This window comes from Deinococcus alpinitundrae, assembly GCF_009982895.1.
Taxonomy (GTDB): domain Bacteria; phylum Deinococcota; class Deinococci; order Deinococcales; family Deinococcaceae; genus Deinococcus; species Deinococcus alpinitundrae.
The window spans coordinates 211506-227380 of sequence record NZ_WXZL01000002.1; the positions used below are offsets into that span (position 1 = coordinate 211506).

Annotated in this window: 15 protein-coding genes; 13 read left to right on the top strand and 2 right to left on the bottom strand. The window is 63.9% G+C overall.

Translation table 11 applies throughout. The features are described from left to right. Positions 1 to 67: 67 nt before the first annotated feature. From GUI70_RS02635 to GUI70_RS02690, 12 genes are all read left to right on the top strand, one after another. On the top strand, positions 68 to 847 hold the full coding sequence (locus GUI70_RS02635; RefSeq protein WP_161880742.1) for a DeoR/GlpR family DNA-binding transcription regulator: 780 nt from the start codon (positions 68 to 70) through the stop codon (positions 845 to 847). Continuing rightward, complete coding sequence (locus tag GUI70_RS02640; RefSeq protein WP_161880743.1) at positions 844 to 2328, top strand: endo alpha-1,4 polygalactosaminidase; 1485 nt, start codon at positions 844 to 846, stop codon at positions 2326 to 2328. The genes GUI70_RS02635 and GUI70_RS02640 overlap by 4 nt, the downstream gene beginning before the upstream one ends. Beyond that, positions 2325 to 4814, top strand: a complete 2490-nt coding sequence (locus tag GUI70_RS02645; RefSeq protein WP_161880744.1) for a hypothetical protein — start codon at positions 2325 to 2327, stop codon at positions 4812 to 4814. Before GUI70_RS02640 ends, GUI70_RS02645 begins: the two co-directional genes overlap by 4 nt. A gap of 9 nt (positions 4815 to 4823) precedes the next feature. Next, a complete protein-coding gene (locus GUI70_RS02650) occupies positions 4824 to 5759 on the top strand; it encodes a carbohydrate ABC transporter permease (RefSeq protein ID WP_161880745.1) in 936 nt (311 codons plus the stop codon). Beyond that, entirely contained in the window at positions 5746 to 6624 is an 879-nt protein-coding gene (locus GUI70_RS02655; protein WP_161880746.1) for a carbohydrate ABC transporter permease, read from the top strand. The genes GUI70_RS02650 and GUI70_RS02655 overlap by 14 nt, the downstream gene beginning before the upstream one ends. A gap of 64 nt (positions 6625 to 6688) precedes the next feature. Beyond that, positions 6689 to 7945 carry an ABC transporter substrate-binding protein gene (locus tag GUI70_RS02660; protein ID WP_161880747.1) on the top strand — a complete coding sequence of 419 codons (1257 nt, stop codon included), beginning with the start codon at positions 6689 to 6691 and terminating at the stop codon, positions 7943 to 7945. Then, entirely contained in the window at positions 7945 to 8928 is a 984-nt protein-coding gene (locus GUI70_RS02665; protein ID WP_161880748.1) for an N-acetylglucosamine kinase, read from the top strand. Before GUI70_RS02660 ends, GUI70_RS02665 begins: the two co-directional genes overlap by 1 nt. Further along, positions 8925 to 9881, top strand: a complete 957-nt coding sequence (locus tag GUI70_RS02670) for an SIS domain-containing protein (RefSeq protein ID WP_161880749.1) — start codon at positions 8925 to 8927, stop codon at positions 9879 to 9881. Before GUI70_RS02665 ends, GUI70_RS02670 begins: the two co-directional genes overlap by 4 nt. Further along, positions 9878 to 10708 carry a class II fructose-bisphosphate aldolase gene (locus GUI70_RS02675; protein ID WP_161880750.1) on the top strand — a complete coding sequence of 277 codons (831 nt, stop codon included), beginning with the start codon at positions 9878 to 9880 and terminating at the stop codon, positions 10706 to 10708. Before GUI70_RS02670 ends, GUI70_RS02675 begins: the two co-directional genes overlap by 4 nt. Beyond that, entirely contained in the window at positions 10705 to 11598 is an 894-nt protein-coding gene (locus GUI70_RS02680) for a 1-phosphofructokinase family hexose kinase (protein ID WP_161880751.1), read from the top strand. The genes GUI70_RS02675 and GUI70_RS02680 overlap by 4 nt, the downstream gene beginning before the upstream one ends. Positions 11599 to 11697: 99 nt before the next feature. Then, positions 11698 to 11841, top strand: coding sequence for a hypothetical protein (locus GUI70_RS02685; protein WP_161880752.1), 144 nt, complete (start codon positions 11698 to 11700; stop codon positions 11839 to 11841). Beyond that, on the top strand, positions 11838 to 13106 hold the full coding sequence (locus tag GUI70_RS02690; protein WP_202630375.1) for a Gfo/Idh/MocA family protein: 1269 nt from the start codon (positions 11838 to 11840) through the stop codon (positions 13104 to 13106). Before GUI70_RS02685 ends, GUI70_RS02690 begins: the two co-directional genes overlap by 4 nt. 184 nt (positions 13107 to 13290) lie before the next feature. Here GUI70_RS02690 and GUI70_RS02695 read toward each other — a convergent pair whose 3' ends face one another. Continuing rightward, on the bottom strand, positions 13291 to 13632 hold the full coding sequence (locus tag GUI70_RS02695; RefSeq protein ID WP_161880753.1) for a DUF7352 domain-containing protein: 342 nt from the start codon (positions 13630 to 13632) through the stop codon (positions 13291 to 13293). 635 nt (positions 13633 to 14267) lie between these two features. Beyond that, a complete protein-coding gene (locus GUI70_RS02700) occupies positions 14268 to 14840 on the bottom strand; it encodes a hypothetical protein (protein ID WP_161880754.1) in 573 nt (190 codons plus the stop codon). A gap of 199 nt (positions 14841 to 15039) precedes the next feature. On the opposite strand from GUI70_RS02700, the gene GUI70_RS02705 reads away from it, so the two are divergent. Continuing rightward, a complete protein-coding gene (locus GUI70_RS02705; RefSeq protein WP_161880755.1) occupies positions 15040 to 15429 on the top strand; it encodes a helix-turn-helix domain-containing protein in 390 nt (129 codons plus the stop codon). The last annotated feature ends 446 nt before the right edge of the window (positions 15430 to 15875 follow it).

The window sequence follows — 15875 nt, forward strand, 5'->3', positions numbered from 1 at the left end:
CAATCGATCAGCGCACACACCCAACCCAGCCCATGTCGAATGGCCCCGCAGCGGCCAGAGGTGCTTCATGCAGTCGGACCGTATCAACAAGATTCAACACCACCTCTACAGCGCGGGCTTTGCCAACGTGCAGGAACTGGCGGAGGCGACGGGCGCGTCCATCGTGACCATCCGGCGGGATTTGCAGCGCCTGGAGGAAAACGGCATTGTCACGCGCACCCATGGCGGAGCGCGGCTGGCCGAGGCCGCCGGACCGGAAATGGCCTTCCAGTCGCGTGTACAGGAACATCTGGACGCCAAGCGGGCCATCGGTGAGGTGGCATACGGCCTGCTGCGGCCCCACACCACCATCTTTCTGGATGCGGGCACCACTGTCTTGCAGCTCGCCCGGCGGCTGCGCGTTGAGCCCCTCCCGCTGACCATCTTCACCAACGGTCTGGCCGTCGCGCAGGACCTGGTGAACGTGGAGGGCCTGAGCGTCAACCTGCTGGGCGGGCAACTGCGCAACGAGAACCTGAGTATAGTCGGCCCCTATGCCGAGCGGCTGCTGGGCGAATTCTGGTTCGATCAACTGTACTTGGGCACCAGTGCCGTGCGCGGCGACGCCCAGATGTACACCCTGAATCCTGCCGAGGCCAGCCTCAACCGGGCCATGATCGCCCGCACCTCGCAGGCCGTTTTACTCGCCGATGCCAGCAAGTTCGGCAGCAGCGCGCCCTACGCAGTGGCTCCCATCGCCGAGATCCACACGGTCATCACCGACAGCGGGCTGGACGGCGTCTGGAAGACACGGCTGGCCGAACTCAAACTCGATACCACGTTTGTTCCGCTCGGGAGGAATTTATGAAAAGCACCCTGAAGATCACCGCACACCGCTCCGGCATGACCCTGGCCCTCGCCCTCCTGACCCTCGGTTTGGCCCAGAGCAATGCCGGTGTTCCGGCGAGCAGCGTGGCCCAGGCGGTCAAGCGCACCATCAATGTGGGCGGCGACCTGAAGCAGTGGGACGGCCTGCCGCAGTACAAAGTCGTGCTCAGCAACGGCGTGCCCAGCGTGCCGGTGAACAACAGCGGGTATTACAGCCTGGCCTACGACGACCAGAACCTGTACGTGCTGGGCGTGTTCGATCAGCCCAAGGACACCGTCAAGGCTGTCCTCAACACGGACGCGGGCGAGTGGTGGAACGACGACGTGATGGAGCTGTTTGTCCGCACCCAGCCGTTCGTGAACGCGCCCGTCGAGGCCCACTTCGCCATCAACCCGGCGGGCACGCGCTTCAAGGCGTACACCGCGACCACCGACTACAAGAGTGTGGGGCGCATCGAGGACAACCGCTGGGTGCTGGAACTGGCGATTCCGCTGAACACCGCCACCTTCCCTGCTGTCAAGGCCGGTGACATCTGGGCGCTGAAAGTGGGCCGCGAGCACCAGAAGGCCGCCGAGTTCCCGATCTGGCCGGTGGGCGGCGACTTCAACTCACCCAACAACTACGGCTACCTGGCTTTTACCGAACAGCCCGCCGACGCCAGCGCCCTGGCAACCGCCGTCACCGAGAAGCTGGGCAAGTCCCCGGCAGGATCGCCGCTGGCCAGTCGCCTGTCGGACATCGGCTCGTACGCGGTGTACTACGGCAACGCGGCCGCCGACGTACAGAAGCTGCTGAACTACGACCTTGCCATCGTGCAGCCCAGCACCGTGAACGCCGCGCAGCTCAAGATGCTCCACGACAACGGCACCCGCGTCGTGGCCTACATGACCATCGGTGAGCTGGACCGCAACGCCGCCGCCGCACCGACGGTGGACCCGAGCTGGATTCTCGGCGAGAACAAGAACTGGGGCTCGCAGTTCATCGACGCCTCGCAGCCCGGCTGGCAGAAGATCGTGGCTGATCAGGCCGCGAAGCTGAACGCAGAGGGCCTCGACGGCTTCTTCCTCGACACGCTCGACACCGCCGATCTCTACCCCAAGATCGCGCCGGGACTGGTCAAGATCGTGCAGGACCTGCGCGCCGCCTACCCCGACGCCGTGATCGTGCAGAACCGGGGCTTCGCGCTGCTCAACCAGACGGCACCCAGCATCGACGCGGTGATGTTCGAGAGTTTTTCGAGCAGCTACAACTTCGACAAGAAGACCTACGGCGACGTGAGCGGCGATCCCAGCTTCGTAGAGGCGTTGTCCAAGCGCGGCCTCAAGGTGCTGGCACTCGATTACGCGCAGCCTGAGCAGCAGGACATGATTACCCGCGATTACCAGCGGGCCAAATCCTACGGTTTCGTGCCCTACGTCTCGACCATCAGCCTCGACAAGGTCTACGAGGCCAATCCGTGAAGCGCCGGGGAGTCAGGCCGTCTACACTGCTCCTGATCACCGCTGGCATCAGCTTGGCGTCCTGCGGCTCGACAAGCCTCCCGAACGGCGCTGAGCAGATTAGCCTTCAGCACGCCGGGCAAAGACCGTCTACCCCAGCTTCCCTGACTTCCCAGGCGCTCGCCAGCAAAGCGCCCTCGCGCCTGCGCCGGAGTGACGGTACCTCCAAAGTCGCCAGCTTCGCCACCTACTACCGCGTGCCCGACAACGCCACGCTGACGGCGCTGGGCCAGAAGGACTTCGACATCGTCCAGCCGGACATCACGCCAGATCAGCTCAGTGCCATTCAGAACATCAGTTACGGAGCCGTTTACCTGGCGATTGGCGAACTGGGCAACAACAACACCTACTACGAGGGCGGCGTCGCCAAGACGGGGCAAGTCATTTACGATGCCCACAAAAACGACAGTCCCAAGTGGTTTCTGGGGGTCAACGGCAACTTCGGCGCGTACATTCTGAATCTGACCAATCCGGCGGTGCGCGCCTTCGTGGTCCAGCAGGCCGACGTGCTGCTGGACCGGGGCTTCGACGGTCTGTTTCTGGATACGGCCGACGACGCCGAATTTTTCAAGAATGCCGATGATGCCGCAGCGACTTCGCAGCCGTACAGCGAGGGGGCAGTTTCGCTGAGTGCGGGCCGCCCGGACTATTCCACCATGCGCCGGGCCTACATCGACACCATCAAGGCGCTGCGGGCGGAGGCTGGAAACGCTCTGCTGGTTCAAAACGGCGGCTTTGATCTGCTGCTCGACCGTCAGAACGCGGGTGACGGCTCACAGGGGTATGTGGACGCCGTGATGCACGAGGTGGCCATCACCAAGTCCAACAAACCCAGCCCGACCGCTGACGATACCGTGTGGCCCTTTCAGCCGCAGAACTACGAGACCTGGACGCAGTATTACGCCCGCCAGACACCCACCGACGCGTCCAGAGACCGGGCCTACCGCGCCAACCGGGACGCCCTGGCGCTGGAGTACTTCCGGGCGGGCGGCGTGGTCTTTCAGCAGGACTTCGGCCATCCGGACAACAACGCGGTGCAGTGCGCCTCGTACAACTTTGCCCGCGACCTGCGTGCCAGCGAGCACAAGGACGGTTGGATCGCCGCTTACTCGGACGCGGCCTTCAACCGGGTTTACGAGTACGCCGACAGCACGCCCCAGATCAGGGCCATCCCCGGCTGCGAGACCTACGACAAGGTGACGGCTCCCGATTTCAACACCACCTTCTCGCCGCCTTCGTTGAACACCGGCGTGGGCCGCAGCGCCACTGCCACGCTGAACGTCGCCGCCGTCAATGGCTACAGCGGCAAAGTGAATTTCAGCCTGGGCAGCCTGCCCGCCGGAATCACCGCCAGCCTGAGTCAAACACAAATCACGCCGGGGCCGCAGACGCAGGTGACGTTGACACTGAATGTGCCCGCCTCGGCCGCCGCCGACACGTACATCATCCCGGTCAGGGCGCAGAGCCAGGGCGAGAGCATGCGCTATGACCTGCGTCTGAAAGCCTGGAACACCACAGGTGACAGTGTGTTCGTCGCGCAGGCCGGACTGGGGAAAGTGCTGGCTTTTGATGGCAGCGCCAGCTTGACGCCGACGACCGCCCCAGCCCGCAGCCTGCCCACGGCGAGCGTGCAGCAGGCCTGGAACGTGGCGCTGGACTCGGCGGGCAATCAATACGTCGTGGACAACGTGGCCGCCGGAAAAGTGACCCGCTATCCGTCGTTCAGTCTCAACAGCGGCGCAGCCCTCACCCAAATCAGCGCCCTGAGCTATCCGACGGGGCTGGCGGTGGACGCACAAGACCGCCTCTGGGTGGTGCAGAGCGGCAGCACGCCAGGCGGCGCGGCCGTGATGACGCCACATGTGGGCCGCTACGACAACCGCTCGGCCACCGAGGCGGTCGGCTTCAACGTGGACCGCGCCCTGGGGCTGGGCTTTCCGCAAATGGTGGCACTGGACGGCAATACGCTGTGGCTGAACACCAACTTCGGCCTGATCCTGAAATACGACGTGGCGGCGACGCCCACCCTGAGCGGCGTCTACAGCTTCCCCACGACGCTCAACGACTTGGGCGGCGGCACACTCACCGTTCGCAGCGGCGCGCTGTGGATCAGCGGTAAGAACGCAGGCGTGAGCAAGGTGATGGCCGTGAATATCGCTGCTCTGCCCGCCGCCAACGGCCCCTACGCGGTGAACGGCGACACCGCCGTGACCAAGACCATCACCTCCGGCCTGTATGACCCGGCGGGCCTGGCATTCGATAGCCTGGGCAATTTGTGGGTCATCAACAAGACGGGCGCGGCAGGTGTGGCCGGAACGAACACCGCCGACCCCGGCTCACTGAACCGTTTCCCCGCTTCAGCGCTGAGCACCGTCAATCCCACGCCGAACCTGACCGTTGGCCTGGAAAGCCGTTACCCCGTCGGTCTGGCCGTCGGCAAGCCTTAAGGAGTCAGGATGCAGCACACCGCTCCACTGGTCACCCTGACCGCCCGCAAGCGCCGCGCCTCCCCGATGCGGCGGCAGGAAACGCTGATGGCCGTGCTGCTGATCTTGCCCAGCACCCTGGGGATCCTGGCCTTTGCGGTCTTGCCGATCGCCGCCTCGCTGGGCATCTCGCTCACCGACTGGGGCGGCCTGAGCAAACCCAACTTCGTGGGCCTCCAGAACTACGCCACGGCCCTGCAAGACCCGCGTGCCACCTCGGCCCTGTCACACACCCTGATCTACGTGCTGCTGGCGGTGCCCACCGGAGTCATCATCGCGCTGACGCTGGCGGTGTGGATCAACAACCTCAAGTCGGGCTGGCTGCGCACGGTGTTCCGCACGGTGTACTACCTGCCGATGGTCACCATTGGTGTGGCGGTGGCGCTGCTGTGGCAGGTGCTGCTCGCGCCGCAGGGACTGGTCAACCTGATTCTGGGCTGGCTGGGCGTCCACGGTCCCAACTGGCTCGGCTCGCCCGCCTGGGTGCTGCCTGCCGTGGCCGTCTTCAGCGTGTGGCAGGGTTCCGGGCAGGGCATCATCCTGTTTCTGGCCTCGCTGGCGAGCGTGCCCAGAGAACTCTACGAGGCCGCCCAGCTCGACGGAGCCAGACCGCTCGACACCTTCCGCTTCATCACCCTGCCGATGATCAGCCCCACCATCTTCCTGGTGATGGTGCTGAGTGTGATCGGGGCCTTGCAGGTGTTCGAGGCCGTGCTGGTGCTCTCCAACGGCGGCCCCGGCGACAGCAGCACCACCGTCGCACTCTACATCTACAAGACGGCCTTCACCTTCTTCAAGATGGGCTACGCCTCGGCACTGGCCTGGCTGCTGGCCATCATCTTGATCGGCCTGATGGTGGTTCAGTGGCGCAACCAGAACAAGTGGGTGAACTATGACCAGGTCTGAACCCGCACCCGAAGTGCTAACCCGCCGCGACGTTTCGCTCAAGGCCAGGTCGCAGGGATCGCAGGCGGCGCTGCTGGGCCTCTTGACGCTGGGCGCTGTCGTCATCCTGCTGCCGTTCGCCTGGATGATTCTGACCGCCTTCAAGACTCCCGCCGAGGCGTACACCTGGCCACCGGTGTGGCTCCCGGCCAAGTGGAGTGTCGCCAATTTCACCCAGCTCTTCAACACCATTCCCTTTGCCCGGATGTTCTTCAACTCGGTGTGGACCAGCGTGCTGATCGCCAGTCTGAACATCCTGTCCGCCGCGCCCGCCGCCTACGCTTTCGCCCGGCTGCGTTTTCCGGGGCAGGGGCTGTGGTTCGGCTCGCACCTGCTCTCCCTGATGATTCCCTGGCAGGTGACGATCATCCCGGTCTTCTTGCTGATCCGCTACCTCGGCTGGTACGACAGCTTCACGGCCCTGATCGTGCCCAGCATCGCCAGCGGCTTCACCGTGTTCCTGCTGTTTCAGTTCTTCCGCTCGCTGCCCAGGTCGCTCGAAGAAAGCGTCTTGATCGACGGCGGCTCGTGGTTCACGGCGCTGCGGCATGTGGCGCTCCCCGCCGCCAAGGGCGCAATCGCGGCGGCGTGGCTGTTTAGCTTCCTGGGGAACTGGCAGTCGTTTATCTGGCCGCTAATCGTGTTGCAGTCGAGCGAGAAGATGCTGCTGCCGGTGGGCCTGCTGAGCCTGCAAAACCAGTACTCGGTCAATATCCCGGTGCTGATGGCGGGGGCCACCCTGTCCACGCTGCCCACCGTCATCGCCTACATGTTCGTCCAGCGCTACCTCACCGACGCCGCCATTACCAGCGGCCTGAAAGGGTAACGCCTGTGTCCAACGTCCGCGCGCTGCGCTTTTCCCCGCCTTCTCATCCCTCTGGAGGAACCCCATGTCCAAGTTGACCGCACCCAAGACCCTGTTTTTCCTTGCCGCCCTGAGCCTGTCCGCCGCCAGCGCCGCCACGACCATCGACTACGCCACCTGGGACGGGACCCGTCAGCAGGCCGACGAGGCGCTGATCGCCGCTTTCAACAAATCGCACGCGGACATTCAGGTCAAGTACAACCTGGTGCCCTGGGGCGTCTACTGGCAGAAGGCCGCCGCGATGGTGGCGGGCGGCAGCACCTTCGACGTCATGTGGATGAACCTCGACAACTTCCCCTTCTACCAGTCCCAGGGCGCACTCGCCCCGATCAAGCTGGACGCCAAGACGACGGCGGCGCTGCCCAACGTGCGCGCTGCACCTTATAAGGTCAACAACCAGCTTTACGGCGTGCCGCTGGGCCCGCAGCCGGTCACGGTCTATATCAACCGGGCCCTCTTCAAGGAGCGCGGCGTGCCGATTCCCACCGCAAACTGGACCTTCGATCAGATGGTGGACGCCGCCAAGAAGCTGACCTTCACCAAGGACGGCAAGCAGATCTACGGCATCAACGGCGCGGACCTCCAGGGCGATCTGGAATACGGCATGAGCTTTTACTACGGCGCGGGCGGCAAGGGCCTGATCCAGAAGACCGGCACCGGCTACGCGGCCAGCCTGGACGCCACCTTCGCCAAGACCTCGCAAAAACTGCTGGACCTGATTTACAAGGACAAGGTGGCCCCCGGTCCGCAGGCGGCCAGCCAGCAGGGCTATCAGATGTTCCTGGCCGGGCAGATGGGCATTCTGGTGCAGGGCAGCTGGATGGTCAGCACCTGGGATCAGAACAAGGATCTGGACTGGGCCTTCGCGCCGTTCCCCAGTGTGGACGGCAAGCAGCCGCACCCGGTGGTCAGCGCCCACGCGCTGGTGATCCCGGCAGGCAGCAAGAACAAGGACGCCGCCCAGACTTTGATCACCTGGATGAACACCAGCCCCCAGGCCCAGCGGCTGCTTGCCCAGCGGGGTCTGCTGCCCACCCTGGCCGAGAACTACAAGAGTCAGTATCTCCAGGCGCTGCCTGGCCGCAACGCCCAGACGGTCTTTTCGCAGCTTCCCAACTCGGTGGTCATCAACGCCAGCCTGCGTAACCTGAAAGTGCTCCCGGAAGTGCTGACGGTGCTGAGTCAGAAGCTGAACCTGGCCTGGACCGGCAACGCTACGCTGCCCGACGCGATCAAGCAGGCGTCTACTGATATGAACACCCTGCTGAAAACGGCCAAGTAATGACGAGGCGGGCGGAGCAGCTGTGGGTGCTGGGCCTGGACGGCGGCGGTAGCAAGACCGCGCTGGCCTACGTGAGCGGCGCGGGCGAGGTGGTGGGGCCGTTCACCGCCCCCGGCATCAACCCCTTCGACCGCCCGGACTGGGAGGCCGTCCTGCGGGCCTTTCTGAGCGCCCACCCCGCTCCCGGCCCGCTGGCCCACACGGGGCTGGGCCTGCCCGGTTACGGTGAGTCCCCGGTCATCAGTGCCCGGCAGCTCAGCGTCTGCGCCGATTTGTGGCCCGACTGCCCGCACAGCGCCCTGAACGACGTGGAGGCCGCCTTCGTAGGCGCTTTCGCGGGTGGACCGGGTGTCTTGCTGCTGGCCGGGACCGGCTCGATGGCCTGGGGCAGCGACGGGGCACGTCAGGTGCGCACGGGCGGCTGGGGCGAGGGCTTCGGCGACGAGGGCAGCGCCTACTGGATCGGGCGGCGGGCACTCAGTCTGGCGAGTCAAGCGCTGGACGGCAGGCATGCCGACGCCGACTTCGCGCAGGCACTGCTGATTCCTCTGCTGGGAGGCGCGCTCACCCAGTCGGGTCTGCTGGAGTGGTACTACGGGCAGCCGCATACCCGCTCCGCCGTCGCCACGCTGGCACGTTTGGTCGATCAACTGGCCGGGGACGGTCAGCTGACCGCCCACACCATTTTGCTGGACGCTGCCGACCTTCTGGCCCAGCACGTCAGCGCCGCCCGCCGGCAGCTTGGCAGCCCCGATCTGCCGTGGAGCTACGCGGGCAGCGTGCTGGGCAGCCGCACGGTGCTGGGCGCACTGACCACCCTCCTCGGCCCACCGCAACCACCCGCGCTGCCCCCACTGGGCGGCGCCGTCTTACACGCCGCCGTGCGGGCCGGATTCGACACCGGAACGCTCTGGCGGGAACGTGTCCGCACGGCCCTGCTGCACCTTTCGTCCACCGCACCTCTTCTTCAGGAGCAACCATGAATCCCACCGTCCGCAGTATCCAGGAACAATTTCCCCTGTGGAAGCAGGCGGCCCAGTCCAGTCTGCCTGTCCTTGACCGCCACCAGACGCACATCCTGATCGGCTGCGGCACCTCCTACTACCTGGCCCAGAGCGTGGCTGCCGCGCTGAACGAGGCGGGCTTCCGGGCGCTGGCCGTGCCCGGCGGCGAGTGGCTGCACCGTCCGGAATCGTACCTGCCAGCGGGGACGCGCCCGCACGTCCTGGCCTTCTCGCGCAGCGGCGAATCCACCGAGACGGTTCAGGCCGCCGTCCGCAGCCGCAACGAGGGGCTGCATGTCACAGGCCTGACCTGCGAATCGGGCAGCAGCCTGGCGAAAAACGCCGACACCGTGCTGTACGCGCCCACCCACCCGGAGGAAGGCATCGTGATGACCGCCTCGGCCAGCTTGATGCTGTTGCTGGGATTGCGACTGGCAGGGCTGGACGTGACGGCTGAAGGCATTCAGGCTTCCGAACACCTGCTGCATGAAGCGCGCGAACAGTTCGCTGCCGCCATCGCCGGACGCTCGCACTTCGTCTTCCTGGGTGCAGGTTCGCTGTACGGGCTCGCCCAGGAGGGCGCACTGAAGCTCCAGGAGATGAGCCTGACCTACACCCAGGCGTACCACCCGATGGAATACCGCCACGGCCCGATCAGCTTGGTGGACGAACGCACCGCCGCTGTCTTGCTGTATCACCCCGATTCGGCAGCCGAGGAAAGCAAACTGGCCCGTGAACTGAGTGGCAAGGGAGCGCGCGTGATCGGGTTCGGCGGGCCGGGGGACGTGAGTTTTGAGTTGCAGGGCGACGCCAGCACCCGCGCGCTGGGCGTGCTGCCTGCCCTCCAGATGCTCGGCGAGTGCGTGGCGCAGGCCAAGGGTCTGGACACCCTGACCCCCCGGCACCTGACCAAAGTGGTGACCCTCGCGTGACGGTGGCCTCTCCCTCGCCGGCCCTGTCTGCCGCCGGAATCATTCGTGCTGCCCGCGCCGGGGGGTACGCGCTGGCGGCCTTCAACGCGGTCAATCTGGAAACCGCGCAGGCCATCGTGCGGGCGGCCGAAGCTGCGCATGCGCCGGTGATCCTCCAGTTCTCCCAGAACGCCGCCCGGCACGGCGGACTGACGCAACTCGCCGCACTGGGCCTGAGCCTGAAAGCACAGGCCAGCGTGCCTGTGCTGCTGCACTTCGACCACGCCGAGGACGAAGCTGTGGCGCTCGAAGCCCTGAACCTGGGCTTCGACGGCGTGATGCTCGAAGGGGATGACCCGGCCACCCTGCGCCGTCTGGCGAACGCGGCCCACGACTCAGGCAGCTACTTCGAGGCCGAGTACGAGGTGGTGGTCAAGGGCGAGCGCAGTGGCGAGCGCCACGATGATCCGGCGCACCTGGCCGCCTTCATTCGGGGCAGCGGCTGCGACATTCTGGCGGTGGATATCGGTAGCGCACACAAGCAGGAGAGCAAGAACGCCCACCTGGATTTTGAGCGACTGGAGCGGCTGGCCGAGTTGACCACCCTGCCGCTGGTGCTTCACGGGGCCAGCAGCGTGCCGCTCGACGCGCTGGCACGGGCGGCCAGACTCGGCGTCGCCAAGATCAACCTCGCCACCGATCTGACGCTGGCCTTTACGGCCGCCGTTCGGGCGGCGCTGGACGGCGGAGCCAAAGACGCCCGCCAGTACCTGGGAGCCGGGCGCGACGCCATGCAGGCCCGTGCCGAGACGTACATCCGTGCGCTGGGCGGCGCGGACCGGGCATGATCGTCGCCCTGACCCCCAACCTGTCGCTGGACCGGACGATGACCCTGGACCGTCCGCTGCTGCCGGGCCAGCTCCACCGCGTCACGGGCCTGACGGTGGCGGCGGGGGGCAAGGGCGTCAACCTGGCACGGGCCGTGCGGGCCTTCGGCGGCGCGAGCTGTGTGGCAGGCGTGGTGGGCGGCTTCAATGGCCAGCACTTCCGTGCCCTGCTGGACGCCGAGGGTCTGGGCAGCGTACTGGAGAACGGTGAGGGCGAGACCCGCGAGTGTCAGGCTCTCCTCAGCGGCGGTGATTCAGGCGGCCACCCCACCGAGATCAATGAAGCGGGTCCCCCGTATCAGCCGGAAGCGGTGGCCCGGCTGCTGGCGCGACTGCCGGAAGGTCAGGTGGTGGTCTGCGGCAGCCTCGCGCCAGGAACACCAACAACGGCATTCATTGAAATGCTGCGCGGCCTCGGCAGGCCGGTGGTGGACAGCAGCGGCGCGGGACTGCAAGCCGCCCTCGAGGCCGGGGCCAGCCTGATCAAGCCCAACGAACACGAGCTGGAAGGGCTGATCGGCAGCCCGAGCCTGGAGTCTGCCCGTGAGCTGCATCGCCGCAGTGGCGTTGAGGTCCTGCTGACACGCGGAGAACGAGGCGCGGCCCTGATCGGTGCGGAGGTCTGGGAGGTCGAGGCCCCTCACATCGAGGTGCGCAATCCTGTCGGCAGCGGCGACACGCTGCTGGGAACCTTTCTGTGGGCGCGTCAGGGCGGCCAGTCGGCTCCCGACGCGCTGCGGCTGGCCGTGGCGGCGGGCAGCGCCAACGCGATGCTGGGCGGGCCTCTGAAGTTCCGAGTCGAGGTGGCGCGGGAACTGGTGGACCAGACCCGGCTGCTGACCCCGGTATGAGGGGGCAGCGACACGGGTCGGGAGTCTACTAGCTCGAACCTCTCGCCCGCTTCGGCCCGTGGTGAGCCGAACTCATTTTTGCTTCTGGAGACACCTGTCATGACCAAGATAGCCATCCTCGGTGCCGAAGGTGCCGGGTTCGCCCAGCAGGTGATTACTGACAGCCTCTCCAACGAGAGTCTGCCTGTGCTGGACCCACTGACCGCTGCCGTCTATTCACTGCACGAGCAGGCGAGCGAGTGAGTGGGCCGGTCACGCTGCTGATTCTGGGCGCGGGCAGCCGGGGACAGACCTACGCCGATTACGTCCGTGGTCATCCGGCAGAGGGTGTGGTGCTGGCGGTGGCCGAGCCGGACCCGGTGCGCCGTGCCGCCTTCGCCGAACGTCACGGCCTGCCGCCCGAGCGGGTCTTCACCGACTGGCAGGCGGCACTGGCCCAATCCAAACTGGCCGATGTGGCGGTCATCGCCACCCAGGACACCGATCATGTCGCTCCGGTGGAGCATGCCGCCGCCCTCGGCTATCATCTGCTGCTGGAAAAACCGATGGCCCCCGATGAGGACGGTTGCCGCCGCATCGTTTCGGCCGCCGAGCGACACGGCGTGATGCTGGGGGTGTGCCATGTGCTGCGCTACACCGCCTACACCCAGGCGCTCAAGTCTGTTTTAAAGGCAGGAACCATCGGCGAGATCGTCAGCGTGGAGCATCTGGAGCCGGTGGGGTACTGGCACCAGGCGCATTCGTTCGTGCGCGGCCACTGGCGCAATGCCAGAGAAAGCAGCCCGATGCTGCTGGCCAAATCCAGCCACGATCTGGACTGGCTGCGCTACATCGTCGGCCTGCCCTGTCAGCGCGTGTCGTCCTTCGGCAGCCTCAAGCACTTTCGCCGCGAGGCGCAGCCGCCCGGCGCGGCAGACCGCTGCCTGGATTGCCCGCCGGAGATCGAAACCGCCTGCCCGTACTCGGCCAAACGCTATTACTTCGGTCAACTGGAGGCCGGGAACACCGGCTGGCCGCTGAACGTCGTCACTTCCGACCTGACCCTGGGGGGCGTGACGGCGGCGCTGCAAGACGGTCCATATGGCCGCTGCGTCTACGCCTGCGACAACGATGTGGTGGATCATCAGGTGGTCAACTTCGAGTTCGCAGGCGGTGTGACGGCCAGCTTAACCATGACCGCCTTCACCCGCGCCCGTGGCCGCGAGACCCGCATTTTCGGCACGCGCGGCGAACTGTACGGCGACAGTCAGAAAATAGAAATCTACGACTTTCTGACGGGTGAGACCTCCGTGCTGGACACCGCCGTCGCCTCGGACGGCAGCATCCTGTCGGGGCACGGCGGCGGGGATGATGGGTTGATGGCGGCGTTTCTGGAAGCGGTGCAACGGGGCGATCCCGGACTGATTCTCAGCGGCCCGCAGGAAACCCTGGAAAGTCACCTGATGGTCTTTGCGGCGGAGCGATCGCGCGGGACGGGACAGGTGGTCGACGTGACGCCCACCGTCTAAACGCGGGGATTAGGGCCGGGGCGTCCTCCACCAGAACAAAGAAGGTGGAACCGGACATCACCATCAAGCCGCCCGAATGCACCGCGCCCAACGCAACAGGCGTACCGACTTTGAGTCCGGTCAAGCGCAGCAGCTTCTTCGGTCACCGATGCGGCAGCGTGGAAACCCCCGTGCCAGACGAAGATCACAGAACCTCTAGTACATGCCAGATGCGTGCGCCGTCGTCGCAAGTTCCGATGTGGGCATAGGTTTGAGAGAGTGATTGCCAGGTGGGTAGGGCGACGAACACGCGGGGCTTGCGAGCTAGGGTCTCGACAGGTTCACGCACCCACAGGCAGAGGTGACCGTCCTGCACGGCCACACGGATGATCACGGTCTCGAGGGATAGGCGGATTGTCCTGGCCTCGTCCCGCGCCAGCTCGTATTTCTGAACGGTTCCCATCAGCGGCCCCTTCGTCTGGGAAGCCTGACAGCTTTGATCTGGGCTTGGACGGGCATGGGTTTGCGTGGGTAAGGGCTTGGGCATGGCAGGCTCCTGTGGCCGGGCTAAAAGAAAGTGAAAACTTGACATTCAACATTCCGAGCCTGCCCGCTCAGGCCCACGAAAGTTGCGTGAAGGCGGCTGAATTTCAGGCTCGGCTGTGGATTGCTTACAACCTGACGCTGCGGATCGAAGGTCTGCATGGCGCGGCGCTGAGCGAATCACGCAAGATCAGGTGCTTGAGGTGTTTCGGAAGGTGCAGGAACGCGCTGCCTAATTGGGCTAAAAGCAACGCCCAAAGCTCCAGCCACCACGTCCCTGACCTGAACAAGTTCTGTCAAGTTAACCGGGCATCATGTGAATAATGAGAATAGAATTTTTAGAAGTCTATATGGAACCGACCTAAACCGTCCCTAAAACGGCAAATAATACGCTATGATAAAAACCAAACAATATTATTTAGCCAAAAAACTACAGAAATAAGGTAATATGAGTCACCAATCACTTAACTTGACAGAACCCTCTGATCAGCTTCGTCCACTTTTAGAGGGGCCTACCAAGGCAACATGACACCAGGACATCTCCATCCATCAGCTTGATCTTTTCGAGCACCAAGGTTGAAGGAGAACCGGTTTTCCGGGAGCAGTTCACTCAAGCAGAAGAATCGCCGGGCTGTTGCCTCATTCCAGGGCGCTGCCGATCCAAGGCTCACTTTTGAGCAAATGTGGCCATTGGCGCTCATGGTTATAGAGATAACTGCGAAATGTCAAATGGTGGTCTTGCCAGCCAACCATCATCAGTAGGTAATCGGCGTCAACCAGTCCCAGCGCTCTGGCCCGCTCCACCCAGATTAAATCGTCGTTTAATTTTGGCAACTGACGGTCGGGATACATCAGCCAGTTGCCCCGCCATTCGCAGCGCAGACCATAAAGGGTGGTCAGCGCGTCCGACCAGCCGAGGAGATAATGCTCATCGCTGACCAGCGGATCACCGTTGGACGGCCAGGACCGGTAGCCGTTCCCTGCCGCGAACCGAATCTCGACATGCGTTGCACTGCGCAGCGTGCCGAATAAAGGACCGCCGCGGTAAGGACCAGGGGTGTCCAGCAAGCGTGTCAGCGTCTGTTCAGCGGATGGAGCCAGTCCCACATGGGTCAACGCTTTCAGATCGGTGCCCGTGCGCGGCGTCGGCTCACCGACCAATCCAAGAAAGCGGCGCTGGGCACGCGACAGGTCAAGCCGCACGGAAGCCACAGGAGAATGCTGGAAAAAGACGTGCTGGACGTATGCTAATCTGCACAGTGATCCACCTCAATACTGGATTCTGAAGGGGCTGAAGTTCCTAGGCTGCTGCCCCCTCAGGTTTCTATTATTGTCATTAAGCGACATGTTCGTCAAGTGAGATTGCGAAGACAGTGACGCGAAAGGGGTGTAGCAAGTCAGAATGAGCTTAATGGCACAGGTACGGTGGAAACTTGCAGACCTTCTAGAGAGATATGGGATTACTGCTTATGGCGTTGCCAAGGCAAGCGAAATTCGCAGGGTAAACACGGTTTACCGGATTGCCAAACGAGGCGAAGAACCTATCCGAGTGGATCTGCCGACGTTGGCCGCTCTCCTGTCTGGCTTACGCGCCCTGACTGGCGAGGATATTCAGCTAACTGATATTTTGGAATACCATCCCGATGCCAATGAAGAAGATACAGAAGAAATGAGTGTGCCGTCATCTGACTTAGAGGCACAGCGCACAGTGGCCACCGCATTGGAACGACTCCAAGACCTAGATTTCACTGCAAAGCAACTTGCAATGCTGATTAATCAATTGCAATCGGAAGTGAAGTGAAAAGCGGATAGTTTCTGACAAATCGGTTTAGAGCTTGAGAAAAGGCCAGTTGTGTGCCAAGACGGTCAGAGCCACGTTAAAGCGGAGTAAGCCGAGGGTTTTGATCTGTCTCCAGGGAATTGTCTGGGGGAGATGGCGCTCACAGAAACGCTTGATGTTGGCCAAAATGTCATCAGCGGAGCGTGTCCAAACGAGTTACCTCTCAGCAGGATTGCAAGGCCCCTTCCTGGCCTTCCTGTGGGGAGGCTGTTCAATACTGTCCAGTACAGCCTTCTTTGGACCTACACATGTGGCGTGACTGACTTTTGCCCAAGATATCTGCTGTCCGCGACAGACCACTCTAATTTTCTGGCCTTCCTATGCGGCCGTTTCAAATTCTGCCTTGAGTGGTCCGCCACACAGAGCCTCTGACGGGGCCCTATGAAGGCATGCCAAAAACGAGAAAG

Excerpts from the sequence above, each read along its gene's own strand:
- GUI70_RS02635 (WP_161880742.1), top strand. The coding sequence starts at position 68 with ATGCAGTCGGACCGTATCAACAAGATTCAACACCACCTCTACAGCGCG.
- GUI70_RS02640 (WP_161880743.1), top strand. The coding sequence starts at position 844 with ATGAAAAGCACCCTGAAGATCACCGCACACCGCTCCGGCATGACCCTG.
- GUI70_RS02650 (WP_161880745.1), top strand. The coding sequence starts at position 4,824 with ATGCAGCACACCGCTCCACTGGTCACCCTGACCGCCCGCAAGCGCCGC.
- GUI70_RS02655 (WP_161880746.1), top strand. The coding sequence starts at position 5,746 with ATGACCAGGTCTGAACCCGCACCCGAAGTGCTAACCCGCCGCGACGTT.
- GUI70_RS02660 (WP_161880747.1), top strand. The coding sequence starts at position 6,689 with ATGTCCAAGTTGACCGCACCCAAGACCCTGTTTTTCCTTGCCGCCCTG.
- GUI70_RS02665 (WP_161880748.1), top strand. The coding sequence starts at position 7,945 with ATGACGAGGCGGGCGGAGCAGCTGTGGGTGCTGGGCCTGGACGGCGGC.
- GUI70_RS02670 (WP_161880749.1), top strand. The coding sequence starts at position 8,925 with ATGAATCCCACCGTCCGCAGTATCCAGGAACAATTTCCCCTGTGGAAG.
- GUI70_RS02680 (WP_161880751.1), top strand. The coding sequence starts at position 10,705 with ATGATCGTCGCCCTGACCCCCAACCTGTCGCTGGACCGGACGATGACC.
- GUI70_RS02685 (WP_161880752.1), top strand. The coding sequence starts at position 11,698 with ATGACCAAGATAGCCATCCTCGGTGCCGAAGGTGCCGGGTTCGCCCAG.
- GUI70_RS02695 (WP_161880753.1), bottom strand. The coding sequence starts at position 13,632 with ATGCCCAAGCCCTTACCCACGCAAACCCATGCCCGTCCAAGCCCAGAT.
- GUI70_RS02705 (WP_161880755.1), top strand. The coding sequence starts at position 15,040 with ATGGCACAGGTACGGTGGAAACTTGCAGACCTTCTAGAGAGATATGGG.